The following is a 21,620-nucleotide window of genomic DNA, read 5'->3' on the forward strand; positions in this document are numbered from 1 at the left end:
ATGCATTTCAGCGAACTGATGGCTGTTATTTCCACCCATGCGATCCGCCTTCAACAGGAAGATGAAGACCTGGTCATTCTGGGCAGCGACGACGCGCTGGACGACGCGTTGTGGGACAGCCTCTCGGCGCACAAGGCGCAACTGCTGGAACTGGTCGCCGAACACGGCGGCGACTGGCTGAGCCCGGCCTTTCGCATCACCCCGGACATGCTGCCGCTGGTGCAGCTCAGTCAAGACACCCTTGACCGCATCGTCGCCACGGTGCCGGGCGGCGCTGCCAACGTGCAGGACATCTATCCGTTGTCGGCGTTGCAGGAAGGCATGCTTTATCACCATCTCTCGGCCGTCGCCGGCGATCCCTACATCTCTCAGGCGCGCTTCGTGTTCGACAGCCCGCAACGGCTGGAGGCTTTTGCCGAGGCGTTGCGCTGGGTGGTCAAGCGCCACGACATCCTGCGCACCTCGTTCGTCTGGGAATACCTCGACGAAGCGGTGCAAGTGGTCTGGCGCGAGGCGCCGCTGGTGTGTGAAGACATCAGCGTCGACAGCGACCGCGATGTGCTCACACAACTGCTCGAACGCCACGACCCGCAGCACTTCCGCCTCGACATGCAGCAAGCACCGCTGCTGCGCATGGTTTACGCGCAGGATCCCGCTCAGGACCGCGTGGTTGCACTGTTGCTGTTTCATCACATGATCATGGACCACGTGGCGCTGGATGTACTGCGCCGGGAGATCCAGGCCTTCCTGCTCGGGCAGACCGCGCAAGTGCCGGCGCCGGTGCCGTATCGCGATCACCTGGCGATGGCGCGCAGGGCCGGCAACGAGCAGGCGCAGGAAGCGTTTTTCCGCGAGATGCTCGCCGACATCGACGAGCCGACGCTGCCGTGTGGTTTGCAGGATGTGCAGGGCGACGGCCACGCCATCGAGGAAGCCGCGTTGCTGCTCGACAGTCGCTTGAGCCGGCAGTTGCGCGAGCAGGCGCGGCAGCTCGGCGTGAGTGTCGCGAGCCTGACGCACCTGGCGCTGGCGCGCGTATTGGGGCAATTGTCCGGGCGCACGGCGGTGGTGTTCGGCACTGTGCTGCTCGGGCGGATGGACGCGGGCGAGGGTGGTGAGCAGGCGCTGGGGATGTTCATCAACACCTTGCCGCTGCGCGTTGATGTCGGCGAGCAAAGCGTGCGTGCCGGCGTGCTGGCGACCCATCGACGCCTGACTGCGTTGCTGGCGCACGAGCAAGCTTCGCTGGCCCTGGCGCAACGCTGCAGCGCCGTGGCGGTGCCGGCGCCGCTGTTCAGCGCGATCCTCAATTACCGGCACAGCAGCGTCGAAGAAGTCGCGGACGTGGTCGATATCGCCCCCGGTGTGCAGGTGCTCGGCGCCCGCGAGCGCACCAACTATCCGCTGACCATCAACATCGATGACCTCGGCGTGGATTTGCGCATCACCGCGCTGGCGGATGCGGCGCTGGGTGCTGAGCGCATGGCGAGCTATCTGAAAACGGCGCTGGAGAGTTTGGCGGCGGCCCTGCGATCCAGCGCCGATGTGCCGCTGCAAACGCTGAAAATCCTCCCGGCCAGCGAACGCGAACACCTGCTGCACGGCAGCAATTTGCCGCTGGCGCAGTTCCCTGAAACGCCGTTGATCCACCAGCAATTCGAAGCCCATGCCCAGGCCTGGCCTGACGCCACAGCTTTGATTTTCGAAGGGCAGACGCTTAGCTACGGCGAACTCAACCGTCGCGCCAATCAGGTCGCCCACCATTTGCTGGCGCTGAACATACGCCCTGACGACCGCGTCGCCATCTGCGTCGAGCGCGGCCCGCAAATGATCATCGGCCTGCTCGGCGTACTCAAGGCCGGCGCTGGTTATGTGCCGATTGATCCGGCTTATCCGCTCGACAGAATCACTTTCACCATGCAGGACAGCGTCCCGGTGGCGGTACTCATGCAGGCGGCGACGCGCGATCGCCTGGCCGATCTCGACGTGCCGCAGATCGACCTCGACAGCGGCCAACTCAAAGCCGAACTCGACAGCAATCCGCAGACTCCCGAGCTGACCCCGGCGCATCTGGCGTACGTGATCTACACCTCCGGCTCCACCGGTTTGCCCAAAGGCGTGATGGTCGAGCACCGCAATGTGGCGCGGCTGTTCTCCGCCACCCATGACGGGTTCCAGTTCAATCAGCAGGACACCTGGGCGCTGTTCCATTCTTTCGCCTTCGACTTCTCGGTGTGGGAAATCTGGGGCGCGCTGGCGTTCGGCGGGCAATTGCTGCTGGTCCCGCAAGCCGTCAGCCGCGCGCCGGACGACTGCTATGCACTGCTCTGCCAAACCGGCGTGACCGTGCTCAACCAGACGCCGAGCGCGTTCCGCCAACTGATCGCCGCGCAGGGTCGCAGTCAGTTGCAGCATTCCCTGCGCGAAGTGATTTTCGGTGGCGAAGCCTTGGAGCCGGGCTTGCTCAAACCGTGGTATGCGCGGGTTGGCAACGCCGGCACACGGCTGGTGAACATGTACGGCATCACCGAAACCACGGTGCACGTGACCTATCGGCCGCTGCAAGCCGCCGATGCGCAATTGCTTGGCGTCAGCCCGATAGGCGTGCGCATTCCCGACCTGCAACTGTATGTCCTCGATGCGCAGCGTGAACCGGTGCCGGTCGGCGTGATTGGCGAGTTGTACGTCGGCGGCGCCGGCGTGGCGCGCGGTTATCTGAATCGCGCAGCGCTGACGGCCGAACGCTTTATCAATGATCCGTTCAGTGAAAACGCCGAGGCACGTTTGTATAAAACCGGCGACCTTGCTCGCTGGGCCGCTGACGGCAGCCTCGAATACCTGGGCCGCAATGACGATCAGGTGAAAATTCGCGGTTTCCGCATCGAGTTGGGCGAGATCGAGGCACGGCTGTGCGCCTGCGCAGGTGTGCGCGAAGCCGTGGTGATCGCTCGTGAGGACAGCCCCGGTGATCAGCGTCTGGTTGCTTATTGGCTGGCCGACGCAGGTGCGGCGCCGGACGTGGCGCAATTGCGCGATCAATTGCTGGTTTCGCTGGCGGAATACATGGTGCCGAGCGCTTTCGTCCGTCTGGACGCTTTGCCGCTGACCAGCAACGGCAAGCTCGACCGCAAAGCCCTGCCTGCGCCGGACAGCGAGGCCTTCGCCCATCGTGGTTTCGAAGCGCCGGTCGGTGCCGTGGAAAACCTGATCGCCGGGCTCTGGCAGACGTTACTCGGTGTCGAACAGGTCGGCCGCCATGACAACTTCTTCGAACTTGGCGGTCATTCGCTGCTGGCGGTGAAGCTGATCGAGCGCATGCGCCAACAGGATCTGCATTGCGACGTGCGTGTGCTGTTCGGTCAGCCGAGTGTGGCGGCGCTGGCGGCAACCTTGGGCAGCGAACGCGCGATTATCGTCCCGCAAAACCGTATCGAACCGGGTTGCACGCGCATTACCCCGGCCATGTTGCCGCTGACCAATCTCGATCAGGCCGCTATCGACCGTGTCGTCGCCAGCGTGCCGGACGGCGTCGCCAATGTGCAGGACATCTATGGCCTGGCGCCGTTGCAGGCGGGGATTCTCTATCACCATCTGGCAACCCGCGCCGGTGATCCGTATGTGTTGCAGGCGCAATTTGCCTTCGACGGTCTGGCGCAGATCAAAACCTTCGTTCGCGCCTTGAACGGCGTGATCGCACGCCATGACATTCTGCGCACCGGCATCGTCTGGGAAGGCCTGGAAGAGGCGGTGCAAGTGGTCTGGCGCAAGGCGCCACTGGCGCTGGAACGCGTCGATGCCGACGAACTCGACGGCGACGTGCTGGAGCAGATGCAGGCGCGTTTCGATCCGCGCCACTATCGCCTCGACCTCAATCGCGCGCCGCTGATGCGTTTCGCCTACACCGAAGATCAGCCAAACAAGCGCTGGATCGGCATGCTCCTGCTGCACCACATCGTCCTCGATCATACGGCGCTGGAAGTGCTGATCGCGGAAATGAACGACGTCATGCTCGGTCGCAGCAGCGACTTGCCGCCGCCGGTGCAATACCGCCAGTTTGTCGCGCAGGCGCGGCTCGGCGCCGATGATCAGGCGCATGAGACGTTCTTCCGCGAGATGCTCAGCGACATCAACGAACCGACCGTGGCCTTTGGGTTGCAGGACGTGCACGGCGATGGCAGCGATATCCTCGACAGCCAATCAGACCTCGATGCCGACCTTGGCCAACGTCTGCGCGAGCAGGCTCGGCGATTGGGGATCAGCGTCGCCAGCCTGGTGCATCAAGCCTGGGCTCAGGTTCTGGCGCAGGTCTCCGGTCAGCAAGACGTGGTGTTCGGCACGGTGCTGCTCGGGCGCATGCAGGGCGGTGAGGGCGCCGATCGGGCGCTGGGCATGTTCATCAACACCTTGCCGTTACGCGTCAGCGTCGGTGCCGATTCGGTAGAGCATGGCGTGCGTGCCACCCATGCGCGGCTGGCGCAGTTGCTCGGCCATGAGCAGGCGTCGCTGGCGCTGGCCCAGCGTTGCAGCGGTGTTGCCGGTTCGCAGGCGCTGTTCAGCACCTTGCTCAACTACCGTCACAGTGCGCCGGAGTCGGCCGCTGTCACCTGGGACGGCGTGCAGATTCTCAGCTCGCGCGAGCGCAGCAATTATCCGCTGGTGGTCAGTGTCGATGACCTCGGCGAAGGTTTCCGTTTGAGCGTGCAAGCCGTGCCGCAAGTGGACGGCGCGCGGGTCTGCGATTACTTGCAAACCGCCTTGCACAGTCTGGTCACGGCGCTGGAATACACGCCGACGACGCCATTGCAGCAACTGACGATCGTGTCGCCAAGCGAGCGGCAACGGGTGCTGGTCGGCTTCAACATCAGTGGTCGTGAGTATCCGCCTGCGCAGACAGTGCCGCGCCTCCTTGAAGCGCAAGTCCTGGCGCATCCCGAGGCGTTGGCGGTGGTGCAGGGCGAGCACCAACTGAACTATGGCGAATTGAACAAAAGCGCCAATCGCCTCGCGCATCACTTGATCGGCCTTGGCGTGCAAGCCGATGACCGTGTCGCGCTGTGCCTGCGTCGCGGCCCGGACATGCTCGTTGCGATGCTGGCGATTCTCAAGGCCGGCGCCGGTTACGTGCCGATCGATGCGGAGTATCCGCCAGAGCGCATCGCCTATCTGTTGCAGGACAGCGATCCGGTCGCGGTAGTGGCGCAGGCGTCGACGCGCGACTTGCTCGGCGCTGTTCCGGTGATCGATCTGGACGCCAGCGACTGGCGGCACCTGCCGGACACCAACCCACAACGGCCGGAATTGACCCCGGAAAATCTCGCCTACGTGATCTACACCTCGGGTTCTACCGGGCAACCGAAAGGCGTGATGGTCGAGCACCGCACCCTGGAAAACCTCGTGCACTGGCACGCCGAAGCCTTCGATCTGCACGCCGGCAGCCACACCGCCAGCGTTGCCGGTTGCGGCTTCGACGCCATGGCCTGGGAAGTCTGGCCGGCGCTGTGCGTCGGCGCGACCGTGCATCTGCCACCGTCTTCGATCAAAAACGAACACCTCGATGAACTGCTCGAATGGTGGCGCGCGCAGCCGTTGCAGGTGAGCTTTCTGCCGACCCCGGTGGCCGAATACGCGTTCAGTCGCGGGCTGGGTCATCCGACCCTGCGCACACTGCTGATCGGTGGCGACAAGTTGCGCCAGTTTCCGCGTGCTCAGACCTTCGATGTGATCAACAACTATGGCCCGACCGAAGCCACGGTGGTCGCGACGTCCGCGCGCATCGAAACGGGTCGGGTTCTGCACATTGGCCGGCCGATTGCCAATGCCAAAGTCTATCTGCTGGACCGTCAGCAACAGCCAGTGCCGACCGGTGTGCAGGGCGAGGTGTATGTCGGTGGCGCCGGGGTTGCGCGCGGCTATCTGAATCGCCCGGAACTGACCGCTGCGCAGTTCCTCGACGACCCGTTCAGCGACGAGCCGCACGCGCGGATGTACCGCACGGGTGACCTCGCGCGCTGGCTGGCCGACGGCAATATCGAATACCTGGGGCGCAACGACGATCAGGTGAAACTGCGTGGTGTACGCATTGAGCTGGGTGAAATCGAAGCCGCGCTGAACGCTCATGATTCGGTCCAGGAATGCGTGGTGCTGGTGCGTGACGGACGCTTGGTCGCCTGGTTTACCGAAATCAGATCGGTCGACATCGGCGATCTGCACCGACATCTGCAAGCGCGACTGCCGGACACATTGGTACCGGCCGCGTACGTGCGACTCGATAGCCTGCCGCTGACCGCCCACGGCAAACTCGACCGCAAGGCCTTGCCCGAACCGGATCAGGACGCCTGGCTCAGCCGTGAATATGAGGCGCCGCGAGGCCCGGTCGAAATCGCGTTGGCGCAGATCTGGGCCGACGTCCTCAACATCGAACAGATCGGCCGCCACGACAACTTCTTCGAACTCGGCGGCCATTCGCTGTTGGCGGTGAGCCTGATCGAGCGCATGCGTCAGGTCGGTTTGAGCGCCGATGTGCGCGTGCTGTTCAATCAGCCGAGCCTGGCTGCTTTGGCGCGCGCGTTGGGCAGTGGCCGGGAAATCGAGGTGCCGGACAACCTGATTCCAGCCGGTTGCACGCACATCACCCCCGACATGCTGACGCTGGCGACACTCGATCAGGCCAGCATCGAGCGCATCGTCGCCACGGTGCCGGGCGGCGCGGCCAATGTGCAGGATATCTATCCGCTGGCCCCCTTGCAGGAAGGCATTCTTTATCACCACCTCAGTGCTGAACAGGGCGATCCGTACTTGCTGCAATCGCGTCTGGCCTTCGACAGTCTCGAACGGTTACAGACCTTCGCCGAGCACTTGCAGCAGGTCATCGCCCGTCACGACATTCTGCGCACCAGCGTGGTCTGGGAAGGCTTGCCCAACCCGCAGCAAGTGGTCTGGCGCGAGGCGCAGATGGTCGTCCAGCAAGTGCTGCTGGATGCGCAGGACGGCGACATTCTCGAACAGTTGCACGCACGTTTCGATGCACGGCATTACCGCCTCGATCTGACCCTCGCACCGTTGATCCGCATGGTCTACGCCGAGGATTCGTTGCAACAGCGAGTCGTCGCCATCGTGCTGTTCCATCACTCGATTCTCGACCACACCGCGATGGAGGTGATCGGTCGGGAAATGCACGCGTTGATGTTCGATCAGCTCGACACGCTGACGCCACCGATGCCTTACCGCAACTATGTGGCGCAGGCACGCTTGGGCGCCGACGAGCAGGAACATGAAGCGTTCTTCCGCGAGATGCTCGGCGATATCGACGAGCCGACCTTGCCCTTCGGTCTGCAGGATGTGCAGGGCGACGGGCGTGGCATCGAAGAAGCGCTGCAACCGGTCGATGCCGCGCTCAATCTGCGCCTGCGCGAACAGGCCAGGCAGTTGGGCGTCAGCCCGGCGAGCCTGATGCACATGGCGTGGGCGCAGGTGCTGGGCGTGGTCTCCGGGCGCCGCGACGTGGTCTTCGGCACGGTGCTGATGGGGCGGATGCAGGGCGGCGAGGGCGCCGACCGCACGCTGGGGGTGTTCATCAATACCTTGCCGCTGCGCGTCGATCTCGCTGAAGGTGTGCGCGCCGGGGTGAAAACCGCCCATGCACGGCTGACGGCGCTGCTCGGCCATGAACACGCTTCGTTGGCGCTGGCCCAGCGTTGCACGGCCATGGCCGGTTCGGCGCCGCTGTTCAGCGCTTTGCTCAACTACCGGCACAGCGCTGCTGCACAGCAGCCGCGCGACGGCCAAGGCATTTGGCAGGGCGTGCGCATGCTTGGCGGCGAGGAGCGCAGCAATTATCCGCTGACGTTGTCGGTGGATGATCTGGGCGAAGCTTTTGCCCTCAACGTACTCGCGGTCGCCGAGATCGGTGCGCAACGGATCTGCCGTTACATGCACACCGCACTCGAACATCTGGTGACAGCACTGGAACAGGCGCCGCAACGTCCGCTCAACCGCTTGCCGGTGCTTTCGGTGGCGGAATACGAGCATCTGCTGGTGGGCTTCAACCCGCATTGCGCGGCCTATCCGCGTGGCGCAACGATTCAGCGCTTGGTCGAGGTTCAGGCCGAGCAGCAGCCAGATGCGCTGGCAGTGGTTCAGGGCGCTCAGCATCTGACCTACGCCCAGCTCAATCAGCGCGCCAATCGCCTGGCTCATCACTTGCTCGGGCTCGGCGTGCAGCCCGATGACCGTATCGCCGTGTGCCTGCGCCGCAGCCCGGACATGCTCGTCGCGTTGCTGGCGATCCTCAAGGCCGGCGCCGGTTATGTGCCGGTCGACCCGGCGTATCCGGCAGAACGCATCGCCTATCTGTTGCAGGACAGCGCGCCGATGGCGGTGCTGGCGCAGGCTTCAACGGCTGATTTGCTAGGAAGCGTGCCGCTGATTGATCTCGACAATCCGACCTGGCAACAGCTCTCCGAGAGCAATCCGCAATTGCCGACGCTGACCCCGGCGCATCTGGCCTACGTGATCTACACCTCCGGCTCCACCGGCCAGCCAAAAGGCGTGATGGTCGAACACGCGACGCTGGAGAACCTTGTGCACTGGCACTGCGAGGCCTTCGACCTGCGCGCCGGCAGCCACACGTCGAGTGTCGCCGGCTGCGGTTTTGATGCGATGGCGTGGGAAGTCTGGCCGGCGTTGTGCGTGGGCGCGACCCTGCACCTGCCGCCGGAGCCGGTGCGCAACGAACACCTCGACGAGTTGCTGCAATGGTGGCGTGCGCAGCCGTTACAGGTGAGTTTCCTGCCGACGCCGGTTGCCGAATACGCCTTCAGTCGTGACCTCGGTCATCCGACCTTGCGCACGCTGTTGATCGGTGGCGACAAACTGCGGCAGTTCCCCCGTCAGCAGACTTTCACGGTGATCAATAACTACGGCCCGACCGAAGCCACGGTGGTTGCCACCTCCGGCGCGGTCGAGGCCGGGCAAGTGCTGCACATCGGTCGGCCGATGGCCAACGCGAAGATCTACCTGCTCGACGACCAGCAGCGCCCGGTACCGGTCGGCGTAGCGGGCGAGTTGTATGTCGGCGGTGCCGGTGTCGCGCGCGGTTATCTGCATCGCCCCGAGCTGACGGCCGAACGCTTCCTCGACGACCCGTTCAGCGACGAACCGCAGGCGCGCATGTACCGCACCGGCGACCTCGCACGCTGGCTCGCGGATGGTACCGTCGAATACCTGGGGCGCAACGACGATCAGGTCAAACTGCGCGGCGTGCGCGTCGAGCTGGGGGAAATCGAAGCGGCGTTAAGCAGTCACGAGGCCGTGCAGGATTGCGTGGTGCTGGTGCGCGACGGGCAGTTGCTGGCGTGGTTTACCGAACGCCTGAACGTCGACATCGAAGATCTGCGCAAGCATCTGCAAGTGCAGTTGCCACAAGCCTTGGTGCCCTCCGCTTACGTGCGCCTGCCAGCACTGCCGCTGACCGCCAACGGCAAACTCGACCGCAAGGCGTTGCCGGAGCCTGATCAGAACGCCTGGCTGAGCCGCGAATATGCCGCACCGCAAGGTTCGGTGGAAATCGTGCTGGCGCAGATCTGGGCGGACGTCCTCAAGGTCGAACAGGTCGGTCGTCACGATAATTTCTTCGAACTGGGCGGGCATTCCTTGCTGGCGGTGACGCTGATCGAGCGCATGCGGCAGGTCGATCTGAGCACCGACGTGCGTGTGCTGTTCAGCCAACCGACGTTGGCTGCGTTGGCCGCTGCAGTGGGCAGCGGTCGCGAGGTCAGCGTGCCGGACAATCTGATTCCTGCCGATTGCACGCACATCACAGCGGACATGCTGCCGCTGGTGCAACTGGATCAGGCCAGTGTCGAGCGCATCGTTGCGACGGTGCCGGGCGGCGCGGCCAACGTACAGGATATTTACCCGCTGGCGCCGTTGCAGGAAGGGATTCTGTATCACTACATCACCGCCGAACGCGGCGATCCGTACTTGCTGCACTCGCAATTGGCGTTCGACAGCGTCGAGCGTATGCAACGTTTTATCGAGGCGTTTCAGCGGGTGATCGAGCGTCACGACATACTGCGCACGGGCGTGGCCTGGGAAGGCTTGAGTCAGCCGGTACAGGTGGTCTGGCGTCGGGCGCAACTGTCCGTGCAGGAGGTTGTTCTGGAACCGGTAGACGGCGACGTCAGAGCGCACTTGCAGGATCGTTTCGATGCCCGGCATTACCGGATCGACATCAGCCAGGCGCCGCTTATCCAGTTGATGTACGCGCAGGATCCGCAGCATCAGCGTGTGGTCGCGGTGTTGCTGTTTCACCACGTCGCCCTGGATCACACCGCGTTTGATGTGGTGCGTCAGGAAATGCAGGCGTACTTGCTCGGACAAACCGAACTGCCGAGCGTAGCGATGCCGTACCGCAATTACGTCGCGCAAGCGCTGCTGGGGGTCAGCGAGCAGGAACATGAGGCGTTTTTCCGTGAAATGCTGGCTGACATTGACGAGCCCACGCTACCGTTCGGCTTGCAGGACGTGCAGGGGGATGGCAGCGCTATCGAGGAGTATCGGCTGCAGTTGCCCGATGAATTAAGCCGACGGCTGCGCGCGCAGGCGCGCACGCTCGGTGTCAGTGCGGCCAGTCTGTTTCACCTCGGCTGGGCCCAACTGCTGGCTGGCACGACAGGTCGCCACAGCGTGGTTTTTGGCACCGTACTGGTCGGGCGCCTGCAGGGCGGCGAGGGCGCGGATCGGGCGCTGGGTGTGTTCATCAACACCTTACCGTTGCGGGTCGATGTCGATGGGCAGGGTGTGCGCGCCGCCGTGCGCAACACCCATAAGCGATTGAGCGCATTGCTCGGGCATGAGCATGCCTCGCTGGCGCTGGCGCAACGTTGCAGTGGTGTTGGAACGCCGCTGCCGTTGTTCAGCTCGATCCTCAACTTCCGCCATAGTGACAGACGTGCGCCAAACGAGTTGCTTGAGCAGGCTTGGCAAGGCATCGAGACGCTGAACCATGACGGTCGCACCAATTATCCCTTGACGCTCAATGTAGACGATTTGGGTGACGGCTTCAGCGTGATGGCGCTGACCGAACCCCGGGTGGGTGCTGCGCGGGTTTGCGACATGATGTTGACGACCCTATCGGGATTGGTGACGGCGCTGGAGCAAAACCCGCAGTCAGCGTTGAACCTTCTGCCAATCCTGCCTAAGCAGGAACGCAGGACTCTGTTGTTTGACTTCAACGCAACCAACGTCCAGTACCACCTGGAACAGACGATCCATGGCTTGTTCGAAGCGCAGGCCAAGCGTTCGCCGCACGCCATCGCAGTGGTCGCCGGCGAACATCGCCTGAGCTATGCCGAGTTGAACCAGCAGGCCAATCGGCTGGCACATCACCTGTGCGCGTTGGGCGTGCAGCCGGATCAACGGGTAGCAATCTGCGTCGAACGCAGCCTGGAGATGGTCATCGGCCTGCTGGCGATCAACAAGGCGGGTGCCGGTTATGTGCCGCTGGATCCGGCCTATCCGCCGGAACGCCTCGCCTACATGCTCGAAGACAGCGCGCCGGCCGTGGTGTTGGTGCACGGGGCGACCCGCGAGTTGCTGGCAGGCATCTCGGCACCGATGATTGTTCTCGACCAGAACACCTGGCAATCCCTGTCCGCCGACAATCCGCAAATCCCGGCGCTGACCCCACAACACACTGCCTACGTGATCTACACCTCCGGCTCGACCGGCCAACCGAAAGGCGTGGTCAACGAGCATGCCGGTGTGGTCAACCGTTTGCTGTGGATGCAGGACGCCTATCGCCTGACGGCTGCCGACACGGTGTTGCAGAAAACCCCGTTCAGCTTCGACGTGTCGGTGTGGGAGTTCTTCTGGCCGTTGATGACCGGTGCACGACTGGTCATGGCACGACCGGACGGGCACAAGGACCCGCAATACCTCGCGCAAGTGATCGAAGCCGAAAACATCACCACGCTGCACTTTGTGCCATCGATGCTCGACGTGTTCCTCGCCAACAGCGACACCGCGCGCTGCAGCGGTCTGCGTCAGGTGATGTGCAGCGGCGAGGCGTTGCCGGGCAGTCTGGTGCGGCGCTTCAAACTGCAATTGCCGTGCAGCGGTTTGCACAACCTGTACGGCCCGACCGAAGCGGCCGTCGATGTCACCGCGTGGGACTGCGCCGGACCGATCGAGCAAACCGCGGACAACACGCCAATCGGCAAACCGATTGCCAACACCCGCATGTACATCCTCGATGCGCAACAGCAACCGGTGCCGCAAGGCGTGATTGGCGAGCTGTACATCGCTGGCGTGCAGGTGGCGCGCGGTTATCTGAACCGGCCTGAGCTGAGTGCCGAACGTTTCCTCGATGATCCTTTCCATCCGAACGGGCGGATGTATCGCACCGGCGACGTCGCCCGCTATCTGGCGGACGGCAACATCGAATACCTGGGACGCAACGATGATCAGGTGAAGATCCGTGGCTTGCGCATTGAACTGGGTGAAATCCAGGCACGCCTGACCCGGATCGACGGCGTGCAGGAGGCTGCGGTGCTGGCGCGTGAAGACGTGCCGGGCGACAAACGCCTGGTCGCGTATTACACCGGTGAGCGCCTGGAAATAGACGTACTGCGCGCCCATCTGCTGGAAAATTTGCCGGACTACATGGTGCCCGCCGTGTTCGTGCATCTCGACGCTTTGCCGCTGAGCCCCAATGGCAAGCTCGACCGCAAGGCGCTGCCGGCGCCGGATCAGCAATCGCTGCAAACACGCGAATACGAAGCCCCGGTCGGCGACGTCGAGATCACCCTCGCACGGCTCTGGGCCGAGCTGCTCAACGTCGAGCGGGTAGGGCGCCACGACCATTTCTTTGAACTGGGCGGTCACTCGCTGCTGGCGGTCAGTCTGATCGGCCGGTTGCGTCAGGAAGGCATGGAAGCCGACGTCAGGGCGTTGTTCGAACAACCGACCCTGGCCGGCTACGCCGCAATTACCGAAAGAATGGAGATCGTCCTGTGAATGTGCTCGAACTGTTGGCAACCCTGAAGGCAAAAGACATTCAGTTGGCGGTGACCGATGAACAATTGCGCGTCAATGGCAACAAACAGGCGTTGAGCGATCCGGCGCTGCTGGCGGCGCTGCGCGAGCACAAACCGGCACTGATCGAACTGATCAAGGCCGGCCAATACTCGGCCAATCGCGCGGGCCAGATCGACGTTCCGGCCAACGGCATTCTTCCCGGCACCATGCACATCACGCCAGCGATGGTGACCTTGGCTGAAGTCGATCAGCCGACCCTTGACCGCTTGATCGCCGATGTACCCGGCGGCGCCGCCAATGTCCAGGATATCTACCCACTGGCGCCGTTGCAGGAAGGCATTCTCTATCACCACGCGAGCAACGAGCAGGGCGATCCGTACGTCATGCAATCGTACTTTGCGTTCAGCAGCCGTGAGCGCTTGCAGGATTTCGCCCAGGCCTTGCAAAAGGTCATCGATCGCCACGACATTTTGCGCACGGCGGTGCATTGGGAAGGGCTGGACGTGCCGCTGCAAGTGGTCTGGCGTCAAGCGCAGTTGCCGGAGGAAGAAGTCGCGGTGGACGACAGCGAACGCGCTGTACTGCAGCAATTGCACGAGCGCTTCGATGCGCGGCATTACCGTCTCGACGTCAAGTACGCACCGATGATGCGACTGGCCTACGCGTGGGATGAGGATGGCCAGCGCGTGGTTGCGACGTTGTTGTTCCATCACATGGCGCTGGATCACTCGGCGCTCGACGTGGTGCGTCACGAACTGCTCGCCTGCCTTACCGGCCAGGATCAATCGCTCGGGCGCCCGGTGCCGTTTCGCAATTACGTGGCGCAAGCGCGGCTGGGCATCAGCGAAGCCGAGCACGAGGCGTTTTTCCGCGAGATGCTCGGTGACATTGCCGAGCCGACGCTGCCGTACGGTTTACAGGACGTGCAGGGCGACGGCCTCGGCATCGCCGAGCTGAGCCTGCCGATCAACCCGCTGCTCGGTCAACGTCTGCGCGCGCAGGCGCGGCAGCTCGGCGTGAGTGCCGCGAGCCTGTTTCATCTGGGTTGGGCGCAGGTATTGGCGGTGCTCACCGGCAAGCACAACGTGGTCTTCGGCACGGTGTTGATGGGGCGCATGCAGGGCGCCGAAGCCACTGAGCGTGCACTGGGGATTTTCATCAACACCTTGCCGTTGCGGGTCGATGTCGATGCGCAGGGCGTGCGTGCGGCGGTGGAGGCGACCCACAAACGCCTGACCACGCTGATGCGCCACGAACACGCGCCACTGGCGTTGGCCCAGCGTTGCAGCGGCGTGGTCGCGCCGACGCCGTTGTTCAGTGCCTTGCTCAATTACCGTCACAGCCACACGGCGGCAACCGCGAGCGCCGAGACCCTCGCCGCGTGGCAAGGCATCAGCACGATCAGCTCCGAAGAACGCACCAACTACCCGCTGACCCTGAGCGTCGATGATTTCGGCGATGCCTTCAGCCTGACGCTGCTGGCGACCACCGAAGTCGATCCACAGCGCCTCTGCGATTACCTGCATTGCGCGCTGGAAAGTCTGGTGCTGGCGCTGGAGCAGGCGCCCGATACCGCGATCAACCAATTGCCGATTCTGCCGGCGGCCGAGCGCGAGCAAGTGTTGTTGGCGTTCAATGCCAGCCACGCCGACTTCCCGGCAACGTTGACCATCGCCCAGCGTTTCGAGGCGCAAGCGGCGCAGCGACCAGAAGCGCTGGCAGCACAGTTTTTGGCTGAGCAACTGAGCTATGGTGAGCTCAACCGGCAGGCCAACGTCTTGGCTCATCATCTGATCGCGCTGGGAGTGAAGCCCGACGATCGCGTCGCCATCGTCGCCCGCCGAGGCCTCGATACGCTGGTCGGGCTGGTGGCGATTCTCAAGGCGGGCGCCGGTTATGTACCGGTCGACCCGGCGCACCCGGCCGAGCGTCTGCACTACTTGCTCAGCGACAGCGCGCCGGTTGCCGTGCTCACCCAGAACACTCTGCGTGAGCGCTTGCCGGCGTTGCAGGTGCCGGTGATCGATCTCGATCCACTGAGCTGGCCGCTCAGCGAAGCCGATGATCCGCACGTCCCGGGCCTGACTGCCGCGCACCTGGCCTACGTGATCTACACCTCCGGTTCCACCGGCCTGCCCAAAGGGGTGATGGTCGAACACCGCACCTTGTCGAATCTGGTCGACTGGCATTGCAGCGCATTTGACCTGTGCGCCGGTCGCCACACTTCAAGTCTTGCCGGCTTCGGTTTCGACGCCATGGCCTGGGAAGTCTGGCCGGCGTTGTGTGCCGGCGCGACCCTGCACCTGGCCCCGACTCACGAGGGCACCGAGGACATCGATGCACTGCTCGACTGGTGGCGCGCGCAGCCGCTGGACGTGAGTTTTCTGCCGACGCCCGTCGCCGAATACGCCTTCAGCCAAAACCTCGAACACCCGACGTTGCGCACGCTGCTGATCGGTGGCGACCGCCTGCGCCAGTTCAGCCGCAATCAGCAATTTGATGTGATCAACAACTACGGCCCGACCGAAGCCACCGTGGTCGCGACCTCTGGTCGAATCGAGGCGGGCGACGCCTTGCACATCGGCAAACCGGTGGCCAACGCCACGGTGTACCTGCTCGATGAACAGCAGCGTCCGGTACCGATTGGCGTCATGGGCGAGTTGTACGTCGGCGGCGCCGGGGTGGCGCGCGGCTATTTGAATCGCGCCGAGCTGAGCGCCGAACGCTTCCTGCATGACCCGTTCAGCCCCTCGCCGAATGCGCGCATGTATCGTACCGGCGACCTCGCACGCTGGCGCGCCGACGGCACCATTGACTACCTGGGGCGTAACGACGATCAGGTGAAAATCCGTGGCGTGCGCATCGAACTCGGCGAAATCGAAACTCGCCTCAATCAGTTGCCCGGCATTCAGGAAGCCGTGCTGCTGGCGCGCGAAGATCAACCCGGGCAACCACGCCTGGTGGCCTATTTCACCGAGCAGAGCCAGGTCGAACCGCTGGCCGTGGCCGAGTTGCGCGCGCACTTGCTGACCCAGTTGCCGGAGTACATGGTGCCGGTGGCCTTCGTCCGCCTCGACGCACTGCCGTTGACCGCCAACGGCAAGGTCGACCGCAAGGCGTTGCCGAAACCCGAGCGTACGGCGCTGTTCACCCGCGAATACGAGGCCCCGCACAACGAACTGGAAAGTGCCTTGGCGCAGATCTGGGCGCAGGTGCTGCAAGTCGAGCGAGTCGGTCGTCAGGATCACTTCTTCGAACTCGGTGGCCATTCACTGTTGGCCATGCGCATGGTGTCCCAGGTTCGCCAGCGCCTTGGCGTCGAACTGGCGCTGGGTGATTTGTTTGCCAACGCCGAACTGGCGGCGGTCGCCGAGGCCGTGGCGCAGGCCGGGCGCAGTACGCAACCGGAGATTGTCGCAGTGGCCCGTGACGGCGCCTTGCCGCTGTCATTCGCGCAGCAACGCTTGTGGTTTCTGGCGCAAATGGAGGGCGCCAACACCGCGTACAACATTCCCATCGGCCTGCGTCTGCGCGGCCAACTGAATGAGCCTGCGCTGCAACAAGCCTTGGCGCGCATCGTCGCGCGGCATGAAACCCTGCGCAGCCGTTTCGCCCAGTTCAATGATCAAGCGCAAGTGCTGATCGCCCCGCTCGACAGCGGTCTGCTGCTGCGCGTCGAGGACCTGCGCCAGCATCCGCAACCCGACGAAACCTTGCAGGCGCTGATTCAGGGCGAGGCTTCAGGGCCGTTCGATTTGCAGGACGATGCGCTGATTCGCGGTCGCTTGGTGCGGCTCGCCGACGATCATCATGTGCTGTTGCTGACCCTGCACCACATCATCTCCGATGGCTGGTCGATGGGGATTCTGACCCGCGAACTGATGGCGTTGTATCAAGCGTTCAGCCATGGCCAGCCGGATCCGCTACCGCCGCTGGCGCTGCAATACACCGACTACGCGGTGTGGCAGCGGCGCTGGCTCAGTGGCGAGGTGTTGCAGCGCCAAAGTGAATATTGGCAACAGACCCTGGCCGGCGCGCCGGCACTGTTGACGCTGCCGACCGACCGCATGCGCCCGGCACAGCAGGATTACGCCGGCAGCACCGTCGACGTGGTGCTCGACGAACGCCTGAGTGCCGGACTCAAGGCTTTGGCCCAGCGTCACGGTGTGACGATGTACATGCTCATGCTCAGTGCCTGGGCGAGTCTGTTGAGTCGGTTGTCGGGGCAAGCCGAAGTGGTCATCGGTTCGCCCGTGGCCAACCGCACTCGTGCCGAGATCGAAGGCCTGATCGGCATGTTCGTCAACACCCTGGCCCTGCGTATCGATACGTCGGGCGAGTTGAGCAGCGAAGCGCTGCTGGCGCGGGTCAAGGCGCAAACGCTGCAAGCGCAGGCGCATCAGGACCTGCCGTTCGAACAAGTGGTGGAAATCACCAAACCTGCGCGGAGCATGGCGCACAGCCCGTTGTTTCAGGTGATGTTCAGTTGGGACAGCGGCCATGGCGCCAGTCTGAGTCTCGGCGACCTGACCCTGGAAAGCGTCGCCGAACCGAGCCACTTCGCCAAATTCGATCTGTCGCTGACTTTGGCAGACGCGCCGGGCGGGATTCGCGGTGTGTTGGAGTACGCGATTGCCTTGTTCGATGAGTCGACGATTCAGCGTTATGTCGGTTACTTCCAGCGACTGTTGCAGGCGATGGTCAGCAACGATCAGGCGGTACTGGATCAGGTGGCGTTGTTGGCGGACGACGAGCGTCAGCATCTGCTGTTCGAGCTGAACGCAACCGCCGTCAGCCACGACTTTGAGCAGACCGTTCATGGCCGCTTCGAGGCGCAGGTGTTGCGCACGCCAGAGGCTGATGCTGTGGTAGCCGGTGAGCTGCGCTTGAGTTACGCCGAGTTGAACCGCCGCGCCAACCGACTCGCCCATCACCTGCGCCAGTGCGGTGTAGATCGCGATGCGCGGGTGGCGATCTGCGTCGAGCGCGGGCCGCAACTGCTGGTCGGTTTGCTGGCGATTCTCAAGGCCGGCGGCGCTTATGTGCCGCTGGACCCGGGTTATCCCGCCGAGCGTCTGGCGTACATGCTCGAGGACAGCGCGCCCGTGGCGGCGCTGGTGCATGCGCCGACGCGCGTGTTGATCGGCGAGTGGGCCGGCGTGTTGGTCGATTTCGACCAGTGCACCTGGCAAGACCTTGCGCAAAGCAATCCGCAGGTGCCGGACCTGAGCGCCGCGAACCTGGCTTATGTGATTTACACCTCCGGTTCCACCGGCACCCCGAAAGGCGTGATGGTCGAGCATCGTAATCTGGGCAATCTTCTGCACTGGAGCGCCAGCCTGTGCCCGCTGGCGAGCGGTGCTGCGCTGTTGCAGAAAACCCCGTTGAGTTTCGATGCCTCGGTGTGGGAGCTGTTCTGGCCGTTGAGCTGCGGCATGCGCCTGGTTCTCGCCGGCCCGAATGATCACCGCGATCCGGCCGCGCTGGTGCAGCTGATTCGTCAGCAACAGGTCAATGTCATCCAGTTCGTACCGGCGCTGTTGCAGCAGTTCCTTGAAGAGCAAGCAGTCGGTGAATGCCGCAGCCTGACCGATGTGTTCTGTGGTGGCGGTGAGCTGACAGCCGCGTTGGTGCGCAGCGTGCGCGAGCGTCTGCCGCAGGTGCGCCTGCACAACGTTTATGGCCCGACTGAAGCTACCGTTGACAGCACGGTGTGGACGCTGGAGCCCGATTCGCCGGTACCGGAAGGCACGCCGCCGATCGGCAAACCGCTGTGCAATACCCGCGTGTTTATCCTCGATGCTCATCAGCAACCGGTGCCATTCGGCGTGGTCGGTGAGATGTATCTGGGCGGCGTGCAGGTGGCGCGGGGTTATCTGCATCGGCCTGAGCTGACGGCCGAACGCTTCCTCGACGATCCATTCAATGATCAGCCCGGCGCGCGTCTGTACCGCACCGGCGACGTCGCGCGTTACCTGGCCGATGGCAACATCGAGTACCTGGGGCGCAATGACGATCAGGTCAAGATCCGTGGTTTGCGCATCGAACTGGGCGAGATCCAGGCGCATCTGGCGCACATCGACGGCGTGCGCGAAGCGGCGGTGCTGGCCCGTGAAGATGTGCCGGGTGATCAGCGTCTGGTCGCGTACTACAGCGGCGAGCCACTGGAAATCGATCAGATGCGCAGTCAACTGCTCAAGCATTTGCCGGACTACATGGTGCCTGCGCTGTTTGTGCATCTGCCGGCCTTGCCACTGAGCCCCAACGGCAAACTCGATCGCCTAGCCTTGCCGGCCCCTGATCCGTCGGCGCTGCTGACCCGCGCGTACGAAGCCCCGGTCGGTGAAGTCGAGACCGTGATTGCCGGGATCTGGGCCGAGTTGCTCAAGGTCGAGCGAGTAGGGCGCTTCGATCATTTCTTCGAACTGGGCGGCCATTCGTTGCTGGCGGTCAATCTGGTCGCGCGCATGCGCCGGGCCGGCTTGTCGGCGGATATTCGCGTGCTGTTCGGTCAACCGACGCTGGCCGCGCTGGCGGCGGCAGTGGGCGGAGAGCCTGAAGCGGCGGTGCCGGCAAACCTGATTCCGGCCGATTGCCCGCGCATCACCCCCGAACTGTTGCCGCTGGTGGCGCTGGATCAAGCGACGATCGACCGGATCGTTGCGAGTGTTCCCGGCGGTGCGCGCAACGTGCAGGACATCTATCCGCTGGCGCCGTTGCAGACCGGCATCCTGTTCCATCATCTGTCAGCCGCGCAGGGCGATCCGTACGTGTTGCAGGCGCAGTTTGCCTTCGCCGATGAACAGCGTTTGCAAGCCTTCACCGACGCCCTGCAACGGGTGATCGAGCGCCACGACATTCTGCGTACTTCGCTGTTCTGGGAAGGTCTCGACGAGCCGGTGCAAGTGGTCTGGCGTCAGGCTTCGCTGAGCTGCGAGGCATTGCACCTGGACGCCGAAGCAGGCGATGCACTGAGCCGGTTGCATGCGCGATTCACCGTCGATACCTACCGTATGCCGGTTACCGAAGCACCGCTGATGCGCATGGTCTACAGCCGCGATGCCGCCAATCAGCGTGTGGTGGCGTTGCTGCTGTTCCATCATCTGGTGATGGATCACGTCGCGCTCGAAGTGTTGCAGCACGAGATGCAGGCATTTCTGCTGGGCAACGCCGGGCAACTGAGCGAGCCGGTGCCCTATCGCAATTACGTGGCGCACACCCGCTCTGGGCTGAGTGAACAAGAACACCAAAGCTTCTTCGGCGAGATGCTCGGCGCTGTCGATGAGCCGACTTTGCCCTACGGCCACAACCGGGTGGATGACGCGCCAGCGCAAGAGGCGCAACTGACGCTACCAAATTCACTCAGCCACAGCGTGCGCCAACAGGCACGGCGCTTGGGTGTCAGCGCCGCCAGCCTGATGCACCTCGCCTGGGCGCAGGTGCTGGGGCAATTGTCCGGGCGCGACGCCGTGGTATTCGGCACGGTGTTGCTCGGCCGATTGCAGGGTGGTGAAGGCTCGGAGCGTGCGCTTGGGGTGTTCATCAACACCTTGCCGTTGTGCATCGAACTCAATGCGCACAGCGTCAAAGGCGCCGCGTTGGCGACCCATGAACGCCTTAGTCAGTTGCTCGCCCACGAACATGCGCAACTGGCACAGGTGCAACAGTGCAGCGCCATGCCGACGGGCACGCCGCTGTTCAGCACGCTGCTCAATTATCGTCACAGCACCCCGGTCGGGCCGATATCCGCCGAGGTGCAAGCAGCGTGGCACGGCATGCAACTGCTCGATGCCGAGGAACACAGCAACTATCGCCTGACTCTCAGCGTTGATGATCTCGGTGAAGACTTCCGCCTGAAGGTATTGGCCGGGGCTGGCATTGATGCGCAGCGTATCTGCGGCTACATGCAGGCTGCGTTGATGACTTTGCTGGAGGCGCTGGAGCATACGCCGCACGCAGGCTTTGATCGCTTGTCGATCCTGCCGGCAGCAGAGCGCGAACAGTTGCTGGTGCGCTTCAATGCAACCGAGGCCGATTTCCCGCGTGGGCTGACGATTGCCCAGCGCTTCGAGTCGCAGGTCGCCGAGCGTCCGCAGGCCGTGGCGGCGGTGTTTGGCGGACAGCCACTGACTTACTTGCAGCTCAATCGCCAGGCCAATGCGTTGGCGCATCACTTGATCGAATTGGGCGTAAAACCGGATGACCGCGTGGCCATCGTCGCCCGTCGGGGGCTGGACACCTTGGTCGGTCTGGTGGCCATTCTCAAGGCCGGCGCCGGCTATGTGCCGATCGATCCGGCGCATCCCGCCGAGCGGATCAGCTATTTGTTGAACGACAGCGCACCGGTCGCGGTGCTCACGCAAAGCGATCTGCACCAGAGACTGCCGCTGCTGAGCGTGCCAGTGATCGATGTCGACCTGTGCGCATGGCCGGCGCAGGCGCAGCACAACCCTTCGGTAGCAGACTTGACGGTCAAGCATCTGGCGTACGTGATCTACACCTCCGGTTCGACCGGCCTGCCCAAAGGGGTCATGGTCGAGCATCAGACCCTGTCCAACCTGATCGATTGGCACTGCGAAGCG

The 21,620-nt window shown here is 63.6% G+C and carries 2 protein-coding genes (1 of these 2 cut by a window edge); both read left to right on the forward strand.

What is annotated here, in order from left to right; genetic code table 11:
* Entirely contained in the window at positions 1-13,017 is a 13,017-nt protein-coding gene (locus QOL84_RS03410) for a non-ribosomal peptide synthetase (protein ID WP_283436173.1), read from the forward strand.
* Positions 13,014-21,620: the start of a non-ribosomal peptide synthase/polyketide synthase gene (locus tag QOL84_RS03415; RefSeq protein ID WP_283436174.1), read on the forward strand. 9,237 nt of this gene lie beyond the right edge of the window; only the first 8,607 of its 17,844 coding nucleotides appear in the window; it begins with the start codon at positions 13,014-13,016; its stop codon lies beyond the right edge, outside the window. The genes QOL84_RS03410 and QOL84_RS03415 overlap by 4 nt, the downstream gene beginning before the upstream one ends.

Origin of the sequence: Pseudomonas helmanticensis, assembly GCF_900182985.1 — a bacterium.
Classification (GTDB): domain Bacteria; phylum Pseudomonadota; class Gammaproteobacteria; order Pseudomonadales; family Pseudomonadaceae; genus Aquipseudomonas; species Aquipseudomonas helmanticensis.

Excerpts from the sequence above, each read along its gene's own strand:
- QOL84_RS03410 (WP_283436173.1), top strand. The coding sequence starts at position 1 with ATGCATTTCAGCGAACTGATGGCTGTTATTTCCACCCATGCGATCCGC.